The following is a 17,097-nucleotide window of genomic DNA, read 5'->3' as shown; positions in this document are numbered from 1 at the left end:
GGGATTTGTCCGGTTCGTTCGTCCTGATGTCCAGAAGGCGCCATTCCGAGCGCCCCCGGGGAGAGTCGTCCATGCGGTATCCAATGCGAGTCCTGCTGTTGAGCATGGCCTGTAGCGCGGCGCTGTCCGCGCAGGCCCAGGCGGCCCCCGGCCGCATCGACCTGCCCGCCGGCGAGCTGGCCACGGCGCTGAACACGCTGGCCAAGCAGTCCGGCACCCAGCTGGTGTACCGCGCCGACCAGATGAAGGGCCGCCGCACTCCCGGCGTGCAGGGCGCCGCGACCACCGACCAGGCCCTGGAGCGCCTGCTGAAGGGCAGTGGCTTCGAGGCCAGGCGCGACGCCTCGGGTGCGGTGTTGATCGTGCAGGCGGACGCCACGCCGCGTCGTGCCCCGGCGCCGCGTCCCGCGCCTCAGGAGGCGCCTCCCGGAGGCGGTGCCGCGCAGGTCGAAGAACCCGTAACCCAGCTGGAGACCCTGCAGGTCACCGGCTCGCGCATCCCGCGTGCGCAGATCGAAGGCCCGGCACCGATCACCGTGGTGACCGCGGAGCAGATCCAGGCCGCCGGCCTGACCTCGGTGCCCGAGGTGCTGCGTTCGCTGAGCCAGAACAGCGGCAGCGTGCAGGGACAGCAGAACACCACCAGCGCCCAGTCCACGCCCGGCGCACAGGCGGTCGACCTGCGCGGCCTGGGTCCCAACCACACCCTGGTGCTGATCAACGGCCGCCGCATCGCCGACTTCCCGCTGCCGCTCAACGGCCGCAGCAACTTCACCGACATCGGCAACATCCCGCTGGGCATGATCGACCGCATCGAAGTGCTGACCGGCAGCGCCTCGGCGGTCTACGGCTCGGACGCCATGGCCGGCGTGATCAACTTCATCCTGAAGAAGTCCATCGACGGCACCATCATCGACTACCGCTACGGCGACACCGAGCGCGGCGGCGGCGAATCGCACAAGCTGACCTTGACCACCGGCTTCGAGCGCGATGCGTTCAGCGGCATCGTCGGCCTGGAGCTGCTCGACAAGCGCCCGCTGTGGGGCTACGAGCGCAGCAACCAGGACTCCACCCTCGACGCGCCGACCTCGCGCCGTCGCCTGCCGCGGCTCACCGCGCAACGCTACGACTGGGACGACGATGTCCTCGTCGGTCCCGCCGACGATTGCGCGGCGATGAGCGGGCTGAACGAAGGCACCACCGCGCTCGCGGAAAACCGCTGGGGCGAGCCCTACTGCGGCAGCGAGCGCGCCATCGCGTACCGGACGATCCAGAACGAGCGCAAGGGCTTCAACGCCTACGGCTCGTTCGAGTACCGCTTCTCCGACACCTTGTCGTGGTTCGCGGACGTCCAGCTGGGCCGCCAGGACGTGAAGCTGCTCACTGGCACCAACGGCAACGACGTGGTCAGCGACGTCATGGGCTGGGAGTTCCACGACCCCAACTCCACCGACAACAACGACAAGGTGTTCTACAACGCCGTCAGCGGCCATTACGAGGTCTGGTCGCGCCAGTTCACGCCCGAGGAGATGGGCGGGCTGCGCAACCGCATGAACACCACCACCCAGAAGACCTTCGGCGTGACGACGGGCCTGCAGGGTGCATTCGGCGACAACTGGAACTGGGAAGCCGCCTACAACCACTCGCAGTACAAGGCCGACGTGGGCATGCCGCGCATCCGCGCCGCCGCCGCCAACGAACTCTTCCTCGGCCCGCTGCAGGGCTACGACGCCGACGGCTACGCGATCTACAGCCCGGATCCGGCACGCCTGTTCACGCCGCTGACGCCGGCCGAGTTCGCCACCATCGCGGCGATGTCCACCTTCCACCCGAAGGCCGACAACGACAACCTCAGCTTCACCCTCGACACGCCGGTGCTGTTCACCCTGCCGGCCGGCGACGTGGGCTTCGCCGCCGCGATCGAGTACGGCCAGCAGTCGTACGAGATCAACCCCGATCCGCTCGCCCTGACCGCCGGCGCCTACTACGGCCCGCGCTACGGCGACGGCAGGGGCGACCGCGACCGCTGGAGCGTGGCCGGCGAGTTCCGCCTGCCGCTGCTGTCATCGCTGCAGGCCAGCCTGGCCGGCCGCTACGACCGCTACGAGTACGGCAACAAGAACCCGGGCAAGTTCACCTACAGCGCGGGCCTGGAATGGCGCCCGGTCGACACGCTGCTGGTGCGCGGCTCCTACGGCACCGGCTTCCGCGCGCCCGACATGCACTACCTGTTCGCCGGCGACGACTACTACCGCACGCTGTCGACCGACTACTACCAGTGCCGCACCGACCAGCCCGGGTTCAGCGATGGCGAGTGCTACGACGACGGCACCTGGGACATCAACACGTTCGACGTCTACACCGGCAACATGGACCTGGACGTGGAGACCAGCAAGTCGTTCTCGGCCGGCTTCGTGTGGTCGCCGTTCGCCAACTTCGACCTGGCGGTGGACTACTACCGCATCCGCGTGTCCAACCAGGTGCAGGCGCAGAGCCGCGAGCAGCTGCGCATCGACGAAGCCAACTGCCGCCTCGGCGTGACCGACTCGGGCCAGACCGTCGACGTGAACTCGCCGACCTGCGTCGACGCCCTTGCCCGCGTGATCCGCGATGCGGACGGCAACATCACCAGCGTGCGTTTCGCGCCGATCAACATCGCCAGCGAGGAGACCTCCGGCGTCGACGTGACGGCGAACTACCGCCTGCAGACGGCCAACGCGGGCGACTTCCGCTTCACCGGCAGCTACACCTGGACCGACAAGCACACGCGCCAGCAGTACCCCGGCGATCCGGAAGAAGACATGCTGGACGTCGGCTTCAGCGCCACCACGCTGCCTCGCCAGAAGGGCAACCTGGGCATCAGCTGGGACCGCAACGCGTGGGGCGCCAGTGTGTTCGGCAACTACCTGGGCCGCGTCGCCAACTACGACAACGACGCGTGGACCAAGGCCACGTGGCGCTTCAACGCCGGCGCGCGCTACGACATCAACGACCACCTGCGCGTGTCGCTGACCGTCAACAACCTGCTGGACGACATGCCGCCCAAGGACGCCACCTGGGCGAACTACCCGTACTACGACACGTCCTGGTTCGACTCCACCGGCCGCAGCTACTTCCTGCAGGTCACGTGGAAGCTGGGCGGCGCGCCGCTGTAACGAGCACCCCATGGAAGGGAGCAGGCCCGCCGCAAGGCGGGCCTTTTTCTTTTCGGGACCTCACTGGCCGACAGCGAAGAAGATTCGCGATCCGTCATCCCGGCGCACGCCGGAACCCGGCGTCTTCCGCACGAACAGGACGCCGCCCTTAAACCTCGCGGGAAATCCCGTCCCGTCATCCCAGCGAATGCTGGGATCCATTTTGCTTTTGCCGTGGACACCTGCCCGAACAATCCGCCGCCGCCGTAGGCCGATCCAGGCAACCGCAGGATCAGGAGGGGTCCCGGCCTTCGCTGGGACCCGGCGTCTTCCGCACGAACCAGACGCCGCCCTGAAACCTCGCGGGAAACCCCCTCCCGTCATCCCAGCGCACGCTGGGATCCATTTTGCTTTTGCCGTGCACACCTGCCCGAACAATCCGCAGCCGCCGCAAGCCGATCCAGGCACCCGCAGGATCAGGAGGGGTCCCGGCCTTCGTTGGCACGACGACCGCTTCGTCATCCCGGCGTACGCGCTGATTTAGTCCCGACCGGGCCCAAGCCCGCCGGATCTCACACCGTGCCGCGGTTCTTTCCCTGCCACGGCCGGTACCACGCGCGGATCGCGGCCATGTCGGCGTCCATGTCCCCGGTGGGGTAGTACACCTCGCCGATGCCGATGGTCTTCTCGGGGTAGTGGAAATACGCCATCAGGATGGGCACCTGCGCCTGCTGGGCGATCTTCAGGAAGCCGCCCTTCCACTTGTCCACGCGCTTGCGGGTGCCTTCCGGCGTCAACGCGAACCACATCCTGTCGGACTGGCGGATCATGCGGACCGCCTGTTCCACCGTGCCCTGCGGCGAGCTGCGATCCACCGGCACCACGCCCAGCTTGCGCAGCAGCGGCGACAGCGGCCACCAGAACAGCTGCGCCTTGCCCAGCACGCGCACCTGGAAGCCCATCGCGATCTTCGCCGCCATTCCCCAGATGCCGTCCCAGTTGGACGAATGCGGCGCCACGATCATCACCAGCTTGGGGATGTCCGGCAGCGTGCCGACGATCTTCCAGCCGGACACGCGCAGGAAGGTGCGGCCCATCCAGCGGGTGAAGCGGTTGGGCGGCACCTGCGGCATGTTCGGCGGGATGCGCGGGACGATGTCGTGGCTCAAGCGGTTACTCCCATTGGTTCTTCTGCGAACGGCCGCGCTTGACCTGGCTGCGCTCGCGCTTGGCGTCCAGCCGGCGCGCCTTCGCGGCGCGCGAAGGCTTGGTGGCGATGCGCTTTTTCGGCACCACCAGCGCGGCGGCGATCAGCGCGGCCAGGCGCTCGCGCGCGTCCTGCCGGTTGCGGTCCTGCGTACGGAAGCGCTGCGCGTCGATCACCAGCACGCCCTCGTCGGTGAGGCGGCGGTCGCGCTTGGACAGCAGGCGCTCGCGCAGGGCGTCCGGCAGCGACGGCGAACCCGCCACGTCGAAGCGCAATTCCACCGCCGTGGCCACCTTGTTGACGTTCTGCCCGCCCGCGCCGCTGGCGCGCACGAACCGTTCGACGAGTTCGTCGTCGGGTATCGACAGCGTCGGCGTGATTTCGAGTGCGGTGCTCCCCATGCGCGGATTGTAGTCAGGATGTGGGTCCGTTCGCAGCGCGCTGGCGCCCCGATCGCCGCCGATTAACACCAGATTTACTCCCGGACAGGCACCCTACGCCCCCGACTCCGAGCCGCCCACGCCGTCCACGCCGCATGTCCTACCTCACGTCGACCACGGCCCGCGCCCTGCCGCGCCTCCTGTTCGCCCTCGCCCTGCTGGCGTCCGCGCCGGTCTTCGCCGCCGAGCCCACCGATGCCGACATCGACCGCCTGCTGAAGGCGTCCCGCGCCGAAAGCCTGCTGGCCGGCGTGGTCCCGCAGATGGAGGCGGTGCAGCAGCAGGAGTTCGACAAGCATTTCGCCGGCAAGGAAATGACCGAGGAACAGAAGGCCGAGGTGGCGCGCATCCAGGCCAAGACCCGGGAGATCGTGCGCAAGGCACTGTCGTGGGAGCAAATGCGCCCGGTGTACCTGGACGTCTACAAGAAGACCTACACGCGCGAGGATGTGCGCGCGATCACCAAATTCTACGAAAGCGCCGCCGGCCAGCGCATGCTGGACAAGAACCCGGCGCTGATGCAGAACATCATGACCGCCGTGCAGCAGAAGATGGTGCCGATGCTGGATGAGCTGCAGGCCGAGATCAAGAACATCCCGGTCACGCCACCGCCCCCGGTTTCGCCACCGCAGAAGCGGCGCCGTACGCGCTGATAAAAAAAGACTGTAGGAGCGGGCCATGCCCGCGATGCTCTTCGGTCGGATCGCACACAAAAGCATCGCGGGCATGGCCCGCTCCTACAGAGACACACGTGCGCGTCAGAGCGCCAGCTGGTCGCGCGGCGGCAACCGCCAGTCGATCGGCACCTGCCCGCGCTGCGTCAGGTACTGGTTGGTCGCACTGAAATGCCCACAGCCCAGGAAGCCGCGGTGCGCCGACAACGGCGAGGGATGCGGGGCGCGCAGCACGCGGTGGCGACGCGTGTCGATCACCTTGCCCTTGGCCTGCGCGTAGCTGCCCCACAGCAGGAACACCAACCCTTCGCGCTCACGCGCCAGCGTCTCGATGGCGTGGTCGGTGAAGCCTTCCCAGCCCTTGCCCTGGTGGGCGCCGGCGCGTCCTTCCTCGACCGTCAGCACGGCATTGAGCAACAGCACGCCCTGGCGCGCCCACGGCAGCAGGCAGCCATGGTCCGGCGGCGCGATACCCAGGTCGGCATTGAGTTCCTTGAAGATGTTCGCCAGCGACGGCGGCACCGGCACGCCCGGCAGCACCGAGAAGCACAGTCCGTGCGCCTGCCCGGGACCGTGGTAGGGATCCTGCCCCAGGATCACTACCTTCACCGCGTCGAACGGCGTGGCGTCGAAGGCCGCGAAGATCTGCGGTCCCGGCGGGTAGATGCGCGCGCCCGCGGCCTTGCGCTGGCGCAGGAAGGCGGACAGCTCGCGCATCTCCGGACGCTGCAGCCAGTCGCCGATGCGCGCCTTCCAGGAAGGCTCCAGCCTGATGCGGTCTGCCTCGGTCATGCCGGACGCACGCGCCTCAGACCAGCGCGCGCGATTCGTCCATGCGCGCCAGGCGCAGCTGGAACAACACCTTGGTCACCAGCAGGCGCTCGGCGATCGGCTTCAGCACCAGGTCGTTGGCGCCGGCCTGCAGCAACTCGGCCTGGTTGTCGCGGTTGCTGTCGCCGGTCATCACCAGGATCGGCAGGCGCCGCTTGCCGTAGGCGAAATCCACGCGGATGCGCTGCACGATGTCGCGCCCGCTCAGCTCTCCTTTCAGGATCACGTCGGTCAGCACCAGGTCGAACTTGTGCGTGGACAGGCCCAGCGATTCGGCGGTGAGCAGAGCGAAGGCGTCCTCCGCCTTCAACACGTGCACCACGTTGAGCGACTGCCGCTCCAGCATGCGCCGCGTGGTCTCGGCCACCACGCGGCTGTCCTCGATGTAGAGGATCGTCGCACCCACCACCGGCTCGGGCTGCACGTAGCCGCGGATGAAGGCCGCCAGCGCCTCGTGGCCCAGGGCCTTGTCGAAGTAGTCGGTGACGAACTCGGTGAAGCGGCGCTCCTCCAGGTGCTGCTGGGCATCGCCCGACACCACGATCACCGGCACGTAGGCCTGGCCCGCCGCCTCGCGCACGCTGCGCGCGATCTCCAATCCGTCGCCGTCGGGCAGCGCCAGGGCGGTGGTGACCAGGTGCACTTCGCCCTGCTCCAGCGCAACGCGGGCCTCGGCGATGCTGGAACAGCCGATCACCTGCACGCCCGGTACTTCGCGCTGCAGCACGTCGGCGATCAGCTTGCGCACCAGCTTCGACCCATCCACCACCATCACGCGGGGCGCGTCGCTGATCAGATGCCGGAGCTCTTGAGCCATGAAGATGCGGGAAGTCAGGTGGCAGTCGGGCGAGTCTGACGCAAGAAGTGGCCGGTCACCAGCCATGCCCCCAGCCAGCCCACGGCCGTGGCCGCCAGCACCACGGCCGCCGCGCCCAGCGGGTCCAGCCCGGACAGCGCGAACGGGCTGCCATAGCTGCGCGCCAGCGCGGCCAGCGGGTCGCGCAGGGCCAGCGCGGCCAGCGTCAGCAGCCCCAGGGCCAGCGCGCCGGCCGCCAGGCCGTACCAGGCCCCCAGGTAGACGAAGGGCCTGCGGATGAAACCGTCGCTGGCGCCGAGCAACTGCAGTACGCCGATCTCCTCGCGCCGCGACTGGATGTCCAGCCGCACGGTATTGCCCACCACCAGCAACGCACCCAGGCCGAACAGGGCGGCCAGCACCCAGGTCAGGCGTTCACCGAACCCCATCCAGCCGGCCAGCCGCTCGCGCCAGGCCGCATCGTGCTGGAGCAGATCGGCTTCCGGCAACGCCTCCAGCGCGGCGACCAGCCTTGCCTCGTCGCCTTCGGGCACCACCACCAGCACGGCCGGCAGCGGATTGCCCTCCAGCAGGTCCAGCGAGCCGGCCAGCCCGCTGCGCTGGCGGAACTCCGCCAGGCCCTGCTCCGGCGTGCGCAGTTCCACCCGGGCCACGTCGTCGCGCGCACGCAGCGCCTCGGCCAACGCCTGCGCACGCGCCACCGGCGTCTCGGGGGTCAGGAACAGGTCGATCTCGCGCGACTGCTGCACGTCGCCGGCGAAGTGGCCCACGTTCTGCAATGCCAGCCACAGCCCCAGCGGCAGCGCGAACGCCACCGCCATCACGCCGACCGTCAGCAGCGTGGCCCATGGGCGGCGCACGGCGCGTCCCAGGCTGGACACGAAACTGTAGAGATGCTGGTCCAGCCAGATGCCCGCACCGGAACGCGCCTGCGCGCGGCTGTTCTTCGCCTCGCTCATTCGGCCAGGTCCGCCGGGGAGATGTCGTCGACCAGCTTGCCGTGGTCGAGGATCAGCACGCGCTTCTTCATGCGCTTGAGCAGCGACAGGTCGTGGCTGACCACCAGCACGCTGGTCCCCCGCTCGGGCATGGACGCGAACAGCGACATGATCTCCGCCGCCAGCGTCGGATCGAGGTTGCCGGTGGGCTCGTCGGCCACCAGCAGGCGCGGCTCGGCCACGATCGCGCGGGCGATGCCCACGCGCTGCTGCTCGCCGGCGGACAGCTGGGTGGGCAGCGCGTTTTCCCGGTGGCCAAGCCCCAGCCGCGCCAGCACCTCGCGCACCCGCTTGCCGATGTCGCCACGGCGGTCGCCGCGCAGGATCAGCGGCAGCGATACGTTCTCCATCACCGTGCGGTCGGTGAGCAGGCGATGGTCCTGGTAGACCGCGCCCACCTGGCGACGGTGCAGCGGAATGCGTCCGCCACGCACCTTCAGCAGGTTCCTGCCGCCGAACACCACCGCACCGCGGCTGGGCCGCTCGCTCAGGTGGATCAGCTTCAGCAGCGTGCTCTTGCCCGCACCGGAGTGGCCGGTGACGAACAGCATCTCGCCCTCGGCCACTTCGAAGCTGACATCCTCCAGCGCCGCGTGGCCACCGGGGTATTGCTTGCTGACGTTTTCGAATCGCAGGACGCTCATGTGCGTCGATTATGCCGGAGCCGGCCTGCCGGTTGCGATGCGCACCGGCACCCATGGCGACCAACGCACTTCTGTAGGAGCGCCCCATGGGCGCGATGCTTTGCTCCGGATGCTTTCCGGCAAAAGGCATCGCGCCCATGGGGCGCTCCTACAGGTGTCGGGGGTCAGTTGCCCGAGACGAGCGAACGGATCTTGCGGCCCAGCCGGGTCAGGAACCCCGCGTTGTCGTCGGCGGGCCCGGGTGCGGCGACCGGCCTGGGTGCGGCCGGCGCGGCATTCGCCACGGCGCCCTCGGCCCCTTCCAGCGGGCGGCCATGACGGCGGCGACGGCGCTTGCGCGGCTTGCGCTCGCCTTCGGGCAGCGCGGCCGCCTCGGGACGCGGCACTTCGGCGGCCTGCGCCACCGGCGCGGCAGCCTCGCCTTCGGGGCGTGGCGGACGCGGTGCGCGCGGCGGGCGCGGCTTGCCCTCGCCCGAACGCGGACCTTCGCGGCGGCCGCCCTCGCGACGACCGGCACCACCGGCGCCACCGGGCTTGCGGCCACCCCCACGGCGTTCTTCGTCGGCGGCCTTCTGTTCGCGCGCCTCGCGGAAGATCTGGCCGATGCTCTCCTCTTCCTCGCCCGCGGCCGGCTTCGGGCGCTCCGGACGCGGCAGCGCGGTCAGCAGCTCCGCGGTGACCGGCTCGGACGGGATCTTCTGCTCGATGTAGGCCTCGATGTCGGGCAGCGACATCGCATAGCGCTCGCAGGCGAAGCTGATCGCATCGCCCTCGGCGCCCAGGCGGGCGGTGCGGCCGATGCGGTGCACGTAGTCCTCGGCATCGAACGGCAGGTCGAAGTTGAACACGTGCGACACGCCGTCGATGTGCAGGCCGCGCGCGGCCACGTCGGTGGCCACCAGCAACTCCAGCTGGCCGGCCTGGAACTTCTTCAGCAGCGATTCGCGCTTCTTCTGCGGCACGTCGCCGGACAGCACGCCGACGCGGTAACCGGCGCGCTCCAGCGCACGCGCCACGCGCTCGACGAAGGCCTTGGTGTTGACGAACACCATGGTGCGCGCGCCCTCGCTGCGCGACAGCAGGCCGATCAGCAGCGGGATCTTCTCCTCGTCGGCCGGGTAGTACAGCTTCTGCCGCACCTTGGCCGCGGTGATGAACTCGGTTTCGACGACGAGCTTCTCGGGCTCGTTCATGTGCTCGTACGCCAGTTCCAGCACGCGGTGCGACAGCGTGGCCGAGAACAGCAGCGTCTGCCGCGTGGTGCGCTCGGGCATGCGCCGCAGCAGGAAACGGATGTCCTTGATGAAGCCCAGGTCGAACATGCGGTCGGCTTCGTCCAGCACGCACACCTCGCAGGCGTGCAGGCTGACCACCTTGTGCTGCTTGACGTAGTCGATCAGCCGGCCGGGGGTGGCGATGATGACGTCCACGCCCTTCTGCAGCAGTTCGCGCTGCTTGTCGTAGTCCACGCCGCCGTAGACCAGGGCGAAGCGCAGGCCCAGGTCGGCGCCGAACTTCACCGCGTCCTTGTGGATCTGGATGGCCAGTTCGCGCGTGGGCGCCAGGATCAGCGCGCGCGGATCCTCGGGCTTGCGCTCGGCCAGGGCCGGGCGGCTCAGCAGGCGGTTCATCACCGCCACCAGGAATGCCAGCGTCTTGCCGGTGCCGGTCTGCGCCTGGCCGGCCACATCGCGACCGGCCAGGGCGACCGGCAAGGTCATCGCCTGGATCGGCGTGCAGCGGGAGAAACCTGCGCCTTCCAGCCCGGCGAGCAGCGCCGGATGCAGGTCGAACGAGGAGAACGTGATGTCGGTTAACGGTTTGTCGCTCATGCCTTCTTCTTTTGCGTCGCTGTGTTCCGCGCGCGTGTCGTGTGAATGCGGTGGGTGTGCTTGCATCGGCCGAACCGGCGTCGCACACTGCGCCCCCTGTGCCGGGTTGCGCGACCACCTGGGTAACCTTGAAAAGGTCGCGGAACGCCCCAGTTTACCCCAATCGTGGAGGCCGTCCCGGCCCGAACCCGTCCGCGCCCGTCCGCGGACCCCGCAGGAGATCCCCGTGAGCGACAAAGTGACCCACGTCGGCGATGCCGATTTCGACGCCGCCGTGCTGCAGTCCGGCGAGCCGGTGCTGGTGGACTTCTGGGCCGAATGGTGCGGCCCCTGCAAGATGATTTCGCCGGTCCTGGACGAACTGGCCGAGACCTACGGCGGCAAGCTGAAGGTCGCCAAGGTCAACGTGGACGAGAACCGCGCCACCGCCATCAAGTACCACGTGCGCTCCATCCCGATGCTGCTGCTGTTCAAGGACGGCCAGATCCAGGCCACCCAGATCGGCGCCGTCGGCAAGGGCCAGCTGACCCAGATGATCGACAAGGCCCTGGGCTCCCAGGCCGCCTGAGCCCCTGGCGCCCCGCGCGGCGGGGCGCGCTGGCTGAATCCGCTTGAACCCGCCGTGGCGGCCCGGCTTGCCGCCACCCAGGCCCGGTGATAGTGTCGAACCCGAATTCCGGCGCAGGGGATGCGCCGCACCCATCTGAAGCCCCGTCTCCTTTTTACTCACCCGCCGCCGCAACGCCGGCGCTCGCCACCTAGCGAGGATTCGCAACTTGTCCGACAGCAGCAACGAAACCGGCGCCCCCGCCGAGAAGCGCGTGCGCAAGACCCGCGCCCCCAAGACCCCCGCCACCGATACCGCCGCTCCCGCCGAGCGCGCGGCCGATCCGGCGCCGCAGCTTCCGCTGCCGCCGGTCGCCGAACGCGCCGCGGCCCCCGAAGCGCCCCCGGCGCCCGCCGCCCCGGCCCCTTCGCAGGGCGCAGGCGAGAACGCCGGCCCGCAGGCGCAGGGCGGCCCGCAGCACGAGGGCGGCGACCGCGGCGAATCCCGCGACGGCAACCGCTTCGGCAACAACCGCCGCGACCGCTTCCGCAACCGCCGTGAGCGCAACCGCGACCGCCAGGGCAACGACGGCATGCCGCAGGATGGCAATGGCGGCGGCCAGGACGCGTTCGTGCCGCGCGCCATGCCGAACGTGCCGGAAGGGTTCCCGCAGTACTCGCTGGGCGACCTCAAGCGCATGCCCGCGCCCAAGCTGCTGGACATCGCCGAGCAGCTGAACATCCAGGAAGGCGTCGCCCGCGCCCGCAAGCAGGACGTGATCTTCGCCCTGCTGAAGGTGCTGACCCGCCACGGCGAAGGCGTCGCCGCCGACGGCGTGCTGGAAATCCTGCCGGACGGCTTCGGCTTCCTGCGCGCCGCCGAGGCCAGCTACCTGGCCGGCCCGGACGACGTGTACATCAGCCCCAGCCAGATCCGCCGCTTCAACCTGCGCACCGGCGACCACCTGGCCGGCCGCATCCGCTGGCCGAAGGACGGCGAGCGCTACTTCGCGCTGTCAACCATCGACACGATCAACGGCGAGCCGCTGGAAGCGTCGAAGAACAAGGTGCTGTTCGAGAACCTGACCCCCCTGTTCCCGCGCCGCCGCTTCACCCTGGAGCGCGGCAACGGTTCGTCGGAAGACATCGCCGGCCGCATCCTCGACCTGATGGCACCGCAGGGCAAGGGCCAGCGCGCCCTGATCGTGTCGCCGCCGAAGGCGGGCAAGACGATCATGATGCAGCAGATCGCCACCGCCATCACCACCAACCACCCCGACGTGCACCTGATCGTGCTGCTGGTGGACGAGCGTCCGGAAGAAGTCACCGAGATGCAGCGCACCGTGCGCGGCGAAGTGGTCAGTTCCACGTTCGATGAACCGGCCGCGCGCCACGTGCAGGTCGCCGAGATGGTGATCGAGCGCGCCAAGCGCCTGGTGGAGCACAAGAAGGACGTGGTGATCATGCTGGACTCGATCACCCGCCTGGCGCGCGCCTACAACAACGTGGTGCCCAGCTCCGGCAAGGTGCTGACCGGCGGCGTGGACGCCAACGCCCTGCACCGCCCGAAGCGCTTCTTCGGCGCCGCGCGCAACGTGGAAGAGGGCGGCTCGCTGACCATCATCGCCACCGCGCTGGTCGAGACCGGCAGCAAGATGGACGAGGTGATCTACGAAGAGTTCAAGGGCACGGGCAACAGCGAAGTGCACCTGAACCGCCGCATCACCGAGAAGCGCGTCTACCCGGCCATCGACATCAACCGCTCCGGCACGCGCCGCGAGGACCTGCTGATCGAACCGGAACTGCTGCAGAAGATCTGGATCCTGCGCAAGCTGCTGCACCCGATGGACGAGATCGCGGCGATGGAGTTCCTGCTGGACAAGATGAAGAACACCAAGTCCAACGACGAGTTCTTCAGCTCGATGAAGCGCTGAGCCAGCGCGCGATCGACGGAACGCCCCGCGATGCGGGGCGTTTTCGTTACCGGCAATGGAAATCGTGGGCGCCGATGGGCGCGCAGCCGTCGCCCCAACGCCCGGTCTGGCGCCAGTAGTCGACGATACCGGCCTGCACGAGCAGCGTCTTGAAGTCCGGGTGCGCGCGCAGGCCGGAGTACGGCGCGTTCCAGAAGGCGACATGGGAGTACTGCGCCATCGTGCCCTCGCCGAACCCCGGCTCGGCCTCGAGTTCGCGGCGCAGCGCGGCCACCGCCAGGTCCGCATCGCCCAGGGCATCGGCCACGCCGGTACGGACGTAGGCGGCGTCGCCGGCGTAGGCCTGGTCCGCGATCGCCCGGCGCACCCGCCCGAGCATCGCGTCGCGATCGTCCAGCACGTTTCCCAGATCGCGGAAGAACGGCGTATCGAAACCCTCGTACGCCTGCAATCGCCGGTGCAGGTCGCGCAGTTCGCGCTGGCCCCCGCCGCGCTTGCCCGCCAGTTGGCGGATGAAGGCGACATAGTCCGCCTCGCGCTGGCTGCCTTCCAGCCGCCGGCCGCGCTGGTATTCGGCCTCGGCGTCCTGGTAGCGGCGGGCGGCGGTGTAGTCGTACTGCAGGTCGCGGGAGAGGAACAGGGCCCTGGGCTCCACGGCACGCACCCGTTCCACCAGGGCGATGGTGTCCTCCAGGTGTCCCACGGCGTAGAGCATGTAGGCATAGTCCCAGGTGCGCTCCTTGCTGGGAGGCCCACCGTCGGCGACCTGCTTGGCCAGCGCGATGGCGTCGGCGTGGCGACCTTCCCGCCAGAGCGCATTCGAGCGGTCGCGCATGGCCACCCAGCTGCCCGGCGCGATGCGGGCGATATGCGCGCGGACCTGCGCGGCCTCGGCCCGCAGCCGGTCCGCCTGCGGGCCATCGAGTTCCTTCGCCATCGCGGTGAGCGACGACGCCAGCGCGTCCTGGCACAGTACGCATGCCGGATCCAGCGCGACCATCTCGCGCGCCAGGCGCAGCCGCTCGCGGTCGTGGTCGGCATCGAACTGCTCCCGCATCACGATGCCGCGCCAGCGCAGGAAACGCTCGTAGGCGTCGACCTGGGTGGTGCCGCCCTGCTCGCGGTTGAACCTGGCCACATCCAGCTTCACCCGCAGGGCGAGGGCCACGTCGCGCGATATCCCGTCCTGCATCGCGAAGATGTCGTGCAGCGGGCGCGCATAGGTTTTCGACCACAGATGGGATCCGTCCTCGGCACGGACCAACTGCGCGGTGACGCGCAGCCGGTGCCCGTCGCGGCGCACGCTGCCTTCCAGCAGATAGGCCACGCCCAGCGCACGGCCGATCACGCGCAGGTCCTCGTCCCTGCCCCTGAACGCGGCGCTGGAGGTGCGACCCACCACGCGCAGCGCGGGCGACTGCGCCAGCTGGTCGCGGATCTCCTCGGCCAGGCCCTCGGCGAGATAGCCCTGGTCATGGGCCTGCGAGAGGTCGACAAACGGCAGCACCGCCAGCGACGGCCGCGCCTGCGCCGCGAGGGCATCGCGCGGCACGGCGGACCCGGGTCCGCGCATCCTCCATGCGAGGGCACCGACGATCAGCAGCCCCAGTACGGCCAGGGCCGCGATCCGCGGCCAACGTGGCCGCGCCGGCGCGGCGGGCGCGGGCGGCGCGGCAGGCGCCGCGACGCCTTCCGTGGCCGGCACATCGAAGCGGTAGCCGATGCCGTACACGGTGTGCAGCAGGCGCGGCTGCTGGGCAGCCTCACCCAGCGCCTGGCGCAGCAGGCTCATGATGCGGTTGAGCACGCTCTGGGTGACGTGCCGGTGGCCCCATACCGCATCGAGGATCTCGTCGCGGCCGAACACCCGGCCCGGTGACGCCGCCAGCAAGGCGAGCACGGCGAACGCCTTGGGTTCGAGCGCCTGTTCGGCCCCTCCACGCAGCAGGCGCCGGCCGGCGAAGTCGATGACCACGTCGTTGAAGACAAGGCGATCGGGAGGCGGCTGCGGCATGCGCTTTCCCAGCGGGCAAGGCCCTCGGACCCGGAGTATAGGTGCGCGGGCGGGCGCCCCGCGCGACCGTCCCTGCGCGCGGCCTCACGACTTCCTGCGACTGGCCTAACGATCTGGACGACGCCGTGGGCGAGGCTGCGGGCCGATCGCGACCCGTTGACCGAACCGGAGCCCCCATGGACATCTCGCCCGCCCGTCACCGCCCGCCCGCCACCGTCGCACCCGAACAACGCCTGCTGCGCGGGCTCGGCCGCATGTTCCAGCTGCTCGCGCTGGCAGGGCTGTTCGCCTTCGGCACTTACATCGTGCTGCGCGCCGCCGGCGCCAGCCACCGGAACTTCGGCCAATGGCGCGCGCTGGTGGATGGGCTGGCGATGCCGACCGCGGCGGACTGGATCGCCAATCTCGGCATCGGCCTGCATTTCGCGATGGGCACGGTGCTGGTACTGACGTGGCCGATCCTGCTGTCGGCGCGCATCCGCAGCCGGCACCGTACCGTGCACCGCTGGACGGGCCGCGTCTACGTCACCGCCGGCCTCCTCGCAGGCGCGGGCGGCATGTCGTTCATCCTCACCCAGGGCGCCTACACGCCCGCGGCGTCGATCGCCTTCGGCCTCTGGGGCGCGGTGATGATGCTGTGCGCCGTCATGGCCTACGTGCACGCCCGGGCGAAACGCTTCGACCGGCATCGTGCATGGGCGATCCGCCTGTTCGCGATGGTGCTGGGGTCCTGGGTATTCGATCTGGAGATCCGTGCCTGGAAGGATCTCACCGGCGGTCTGGGCATGGGTGCGGGCGGCACCAGCGGACCGTTCGACTACGCCATCCTCTACCTGTTCTTCGTGCCCAACCTGCTGGTCGCGGAGGGCTTCATCCGCAACCTGCACCGGCGCATCACGCTACCGCGCCGGTGGGCCTGGGCCGCCATCGCGGGGTTCGCGCTGGCGGTCGGCGTGTTCGCCTATGCGGTCGTGATGGTGACGGCCACGGCCTCCGGCAAGTACGGCAAGCACCTGTTGCAGGTACTCGGCGGCGGATGACCATCGCCCTCCGCCGCACCGACCCGCACGCAGGCTACGAGCCTTCGCCGCCCAGCGGGGTCAGCAACCGCAGGCCCTTACCCATCTGGTAGAGCCCGCCCGCGAGCATGGCTTCCGGGCTTTCGCTCGAAGTCTGGTCGTCCTGGACCCAGGATATCGGTTCTCTAGGACCCGGAATGTAGACTCTCCACTGGCCATATGTCGGCGGCTTGTTGCCTGCCATCTCGTAATCGACCGGAACGCGCAACGATACGAACCCGTATTCGCCCGTCGCACCGGCAGGCACCGAGAACGACCACTGCTTGGCGGCTTTGAGCGCGGAGCGCGAGAATGCGCTCCTCATCCGCTTCATCTGGTTGGCGTCGCCGACCGTGCGCAGGTTGACCTGCTCGATCGCGGCCTCCATCACCTTGCCGTCCGCTCCGATCTTGAGCACCACGTACGCGATACCGCTCGCACCGATCTCCGCTGCACTGAGCGGAAACGACGGCGGCTGCATGTCCAGTACCTTGACGGCATCGGGTTGCGCGACGCGCTCCTCCGCGGTCATCGCATCCTTGCCGAAGTAGCTGCTGCGGATACCGACGCGGTACCCGCCTTCCTCCAGCTTGTTGGCGACCACCAGCAGACTCATCCGCGCCTTGACCCGCCGCGGCTCGCCGTCCACGAGCACGGGCTCGAACCTCCATGTCGGCCCGGCCCTGTCCACCAGCGACGCCACGACCTCCGGCAACTTGTCGCGCTGGTCCAGCTCGAGCCCACTGACGCTGCCGTCCCGCTCGATGAGGACAGAGCCCGTGACCAGCATGCTGGCCTCGGCCTGTTTGCGGATCGATTGCGGGCTCTGGGCCAGACCCGACCCCATGCAAACCAGGAGCACCAAGCCGGATACCCACGCACTGCAACACCTGATCAAGTGCCCCATACGCCCTCCTCTATCCCTGGAAGCGGGCCGGTCCGGCCCTGTCCGCCGCATACTATCCCCT

14 protein-coding genes are annotated in these 17,097 nt (G+C 69.3%); 5 read left to right on the top strand and 9 right to left on the bottom strand.

Annotated elements, in window-relative coordinates; all coding sequences use genetic code 11:
- Positions 1-104 precede the first annotated feature (104 nt).
- A complete protein-coding gene (locus MUU77_RS01710; RefSeq protein ID WP_245094129.1) occupies positions 105-3,155 on the top strand; it encodes a TonB-dependent receptor in 3,051 nt (1,016 codons plus the stop codon).
- A 551-nt stretch (positions 3,156-3,706) separates the two neighbouring features.
- Here MUU77_RS01710 and MUU77_RS01705 read toward each other — a convergent pair.
- Both MUU77_RS01705 and arfB read right to left on the bottom strand, forming a co-directional pair.
- Positions 3,707-4,267, bottom strand: a complete 561-nt coding sequence (locus tag MUU77_RS01705) for a lysophospholipid acyltransferase family protein (protein WP_245094127.1) — start codon at positions 4,265-4,267, stop codon at positions 3,707-3,709.
- A 40-nt stretch (positions 4,268-4,307) separates the two neighbouring features.
- Positions 4,308-4,742 carry an alternative ribosome rescue aminoacyl-tRNA hydrolase ArfB gene (arfB, locus tag MUU77_RS01700; protein WP_245090923.1) on the bottom strand — a complete coding sequence of 145 codons (435 nt, stop codon included), beginning with the start codon at positions 4,740-4,742 and terminating at the stop codon, positions 4,308-4,310.
- 134 nt (positions 4,743-4,876) lie between these two features.
- Here arfB and MUU77_RS01695 point away from each other — a divergent pair, with 134 nt between their 5' ends.
- Positions 4,877-5,434 (top strand): DUF2059 domain-containing protein, encoded by a 558-nt coding sequence (locus MUU77_RS01695; protein ID WP_245090921.1) that lies wholly within the window; start codon positions 4,877-4,879, stop codon positions 5,432-5,434.
- A 105-nt stretch (positions 5,435-5,539) separates the two neighbouring features.
- Here the strand turns inward: MUU77_RS01695 and ung are convergent, their stop codons facing one another.
- The 5 genes from ung to rhlB all read right to left on the bottom strand — a co-directional run bounded on the left by ung (position 5,540) and on the right by rhlB (position 10,577).
- A complete protein-coding gene (gene ung / locus MUU77_RS01690; protein ID WP_245090919.1) occupies positions 5,540-6,247 on the bottom strand; it encodes a uracil-DNA glycosylase in 708 nt (235 codons plus the stop codon).
- Positions 6,248-6,263: 16 nt separating this feature from the next.
- Complete coding sequence (locus MUU77_RS01685; RefSeq protein WP_245090917.1) at positions 6,264-7,103, bottom strand: response regulator; 840 nt, start codon at positions 7,101-7,103, stop codon at positions 6,264-6,266.
- Positions 7,104-7,117: 14 nt separating this feature from the next.
- Positions 7,118-8,062 carry a permease-like cell division protein FtsX gene (gene ftsX, locus MUU77_RS01680; RefSeq protein WP_245090915.1) on the bottom strand — a complete coding sequence of 315 codons (945 nt, stop codon included), beginning with the start codon at positions 8,060-8,062 and terminating at the stop codon, positions 7,118-7,120.
- The gene (gene ftsE / locus MUU77_RS01675) at positions 8,059-8,745 is read right to left on the bottom strand and encodes a cell division ATP-binding protein FtsE (protein ID WP_245090913.1); all 687 of its coding nucleotides are present in this window, start codon (positions 8,743-8,745) and stop codon (positions 8,059-8,061) included. The genes ftsX and ftsE overlap by 4 nt, the downstream gene beginning before the upstream one ends.
- Positions 8,746-8,909: 164 nt before the next feature.
- The gene (gene rhlB / locus MUU77_RS01670; protein WP_245090911.1) at positions 8,910-10,577 is read right to left on the bottom strand and encodes an ATP-dependent RNA helicase RhlB; all 1,668 of its coding nucleotides are present in this window, start codon (positions 10,575-10,577) and stop codon (positions 8,910-8,912) included.
- 226 nt (positions 10,578-10,803) lie between these two features.
- Between rhlB and trxA the strand changes: the two genes are divergently transcribed.
- Entirely contained in the window at positions 10,804-11,145 is a 342-nt protein-coding gene (gene trxA, locus MUU77_RS01665; RefSeq protein ID WP_062350453.1) for a thioredoxin TrxA, read from the top strand.
- Between the two features lie 208 nt (positions 11,146-11,353).
- Positions 11,354-13,057, top strand: coding sequence for a transcription termination factor Rho (rho, locus tag MUU77_RS01660; protein ID WP_245090909.1), 1,704 nt, complete (start codon positions 11,354-11,356; stop codon positions 13,055-13,057).
- A 46-nt stretch (positions 13,058-13,103) separates the two neighbouring features.
- On the opposite strand, the gene MUU77_RS01655 is transcribed toward rho, so the two are convergent.
- Positions 13,104-15,071, bottom strand: coding sequence for a winged helix-turn-helix domain-containing protein (locus MUU77_RS01655; RefSeq protein ID WP_245090906.1), 1,968 nt, complete (start codon positions 15,069-15,071; stop codon positions 13,104-13,106).
- A gap of 176 nt (positions 15,072-15,247) precedes the next feature.
- On the opposite strand from MUU77_RS01655, the gene MUU77_RS01650 reads away from it, so the two are divergent.
- Positions 15,248-16,111, top strand: a complete 864-nt coding sequence (locus MUU77_RS01650; protein ID WP_245090904.1) for a DUF2306 domain-containing protein — start codon at positions 15,248-15,250, stop codon at positions 16,109-16,111.
- Between the two features lie 34 nt (positions 16,112-16,145).
- Here the strand turns inward: MUU77_RS01650 and MUU77_RS01645 are convergent, their stop codons facing one another.
- Entirely contained in the window at positions 16,146-16,976 is an 831-nt protein-coding gene (locus MUU77_RS01645) for an energy transducer TonB (RefSeq protein WP_245090902.1), read from the bottom strand.
- Positions 16,977-17,097: the final 121 nt, after the last annotated feature.

Origin of the sequence: Pseudoxanthomonas sp. F37 (assembly GCF_022965755.1) — a bacterium.
Lineage (GTDB): Bacteria > Pseudomonadota > Gammaproteobacteria > Xanthomonadales > Xanthomonadaceae > Pseudoxanthomonas_A.
The sequence above is the reverse complement of the archived record's forward strand: the minus strand, read 5'-3'. Positions and strand labels throughout refer to the sequence as shown.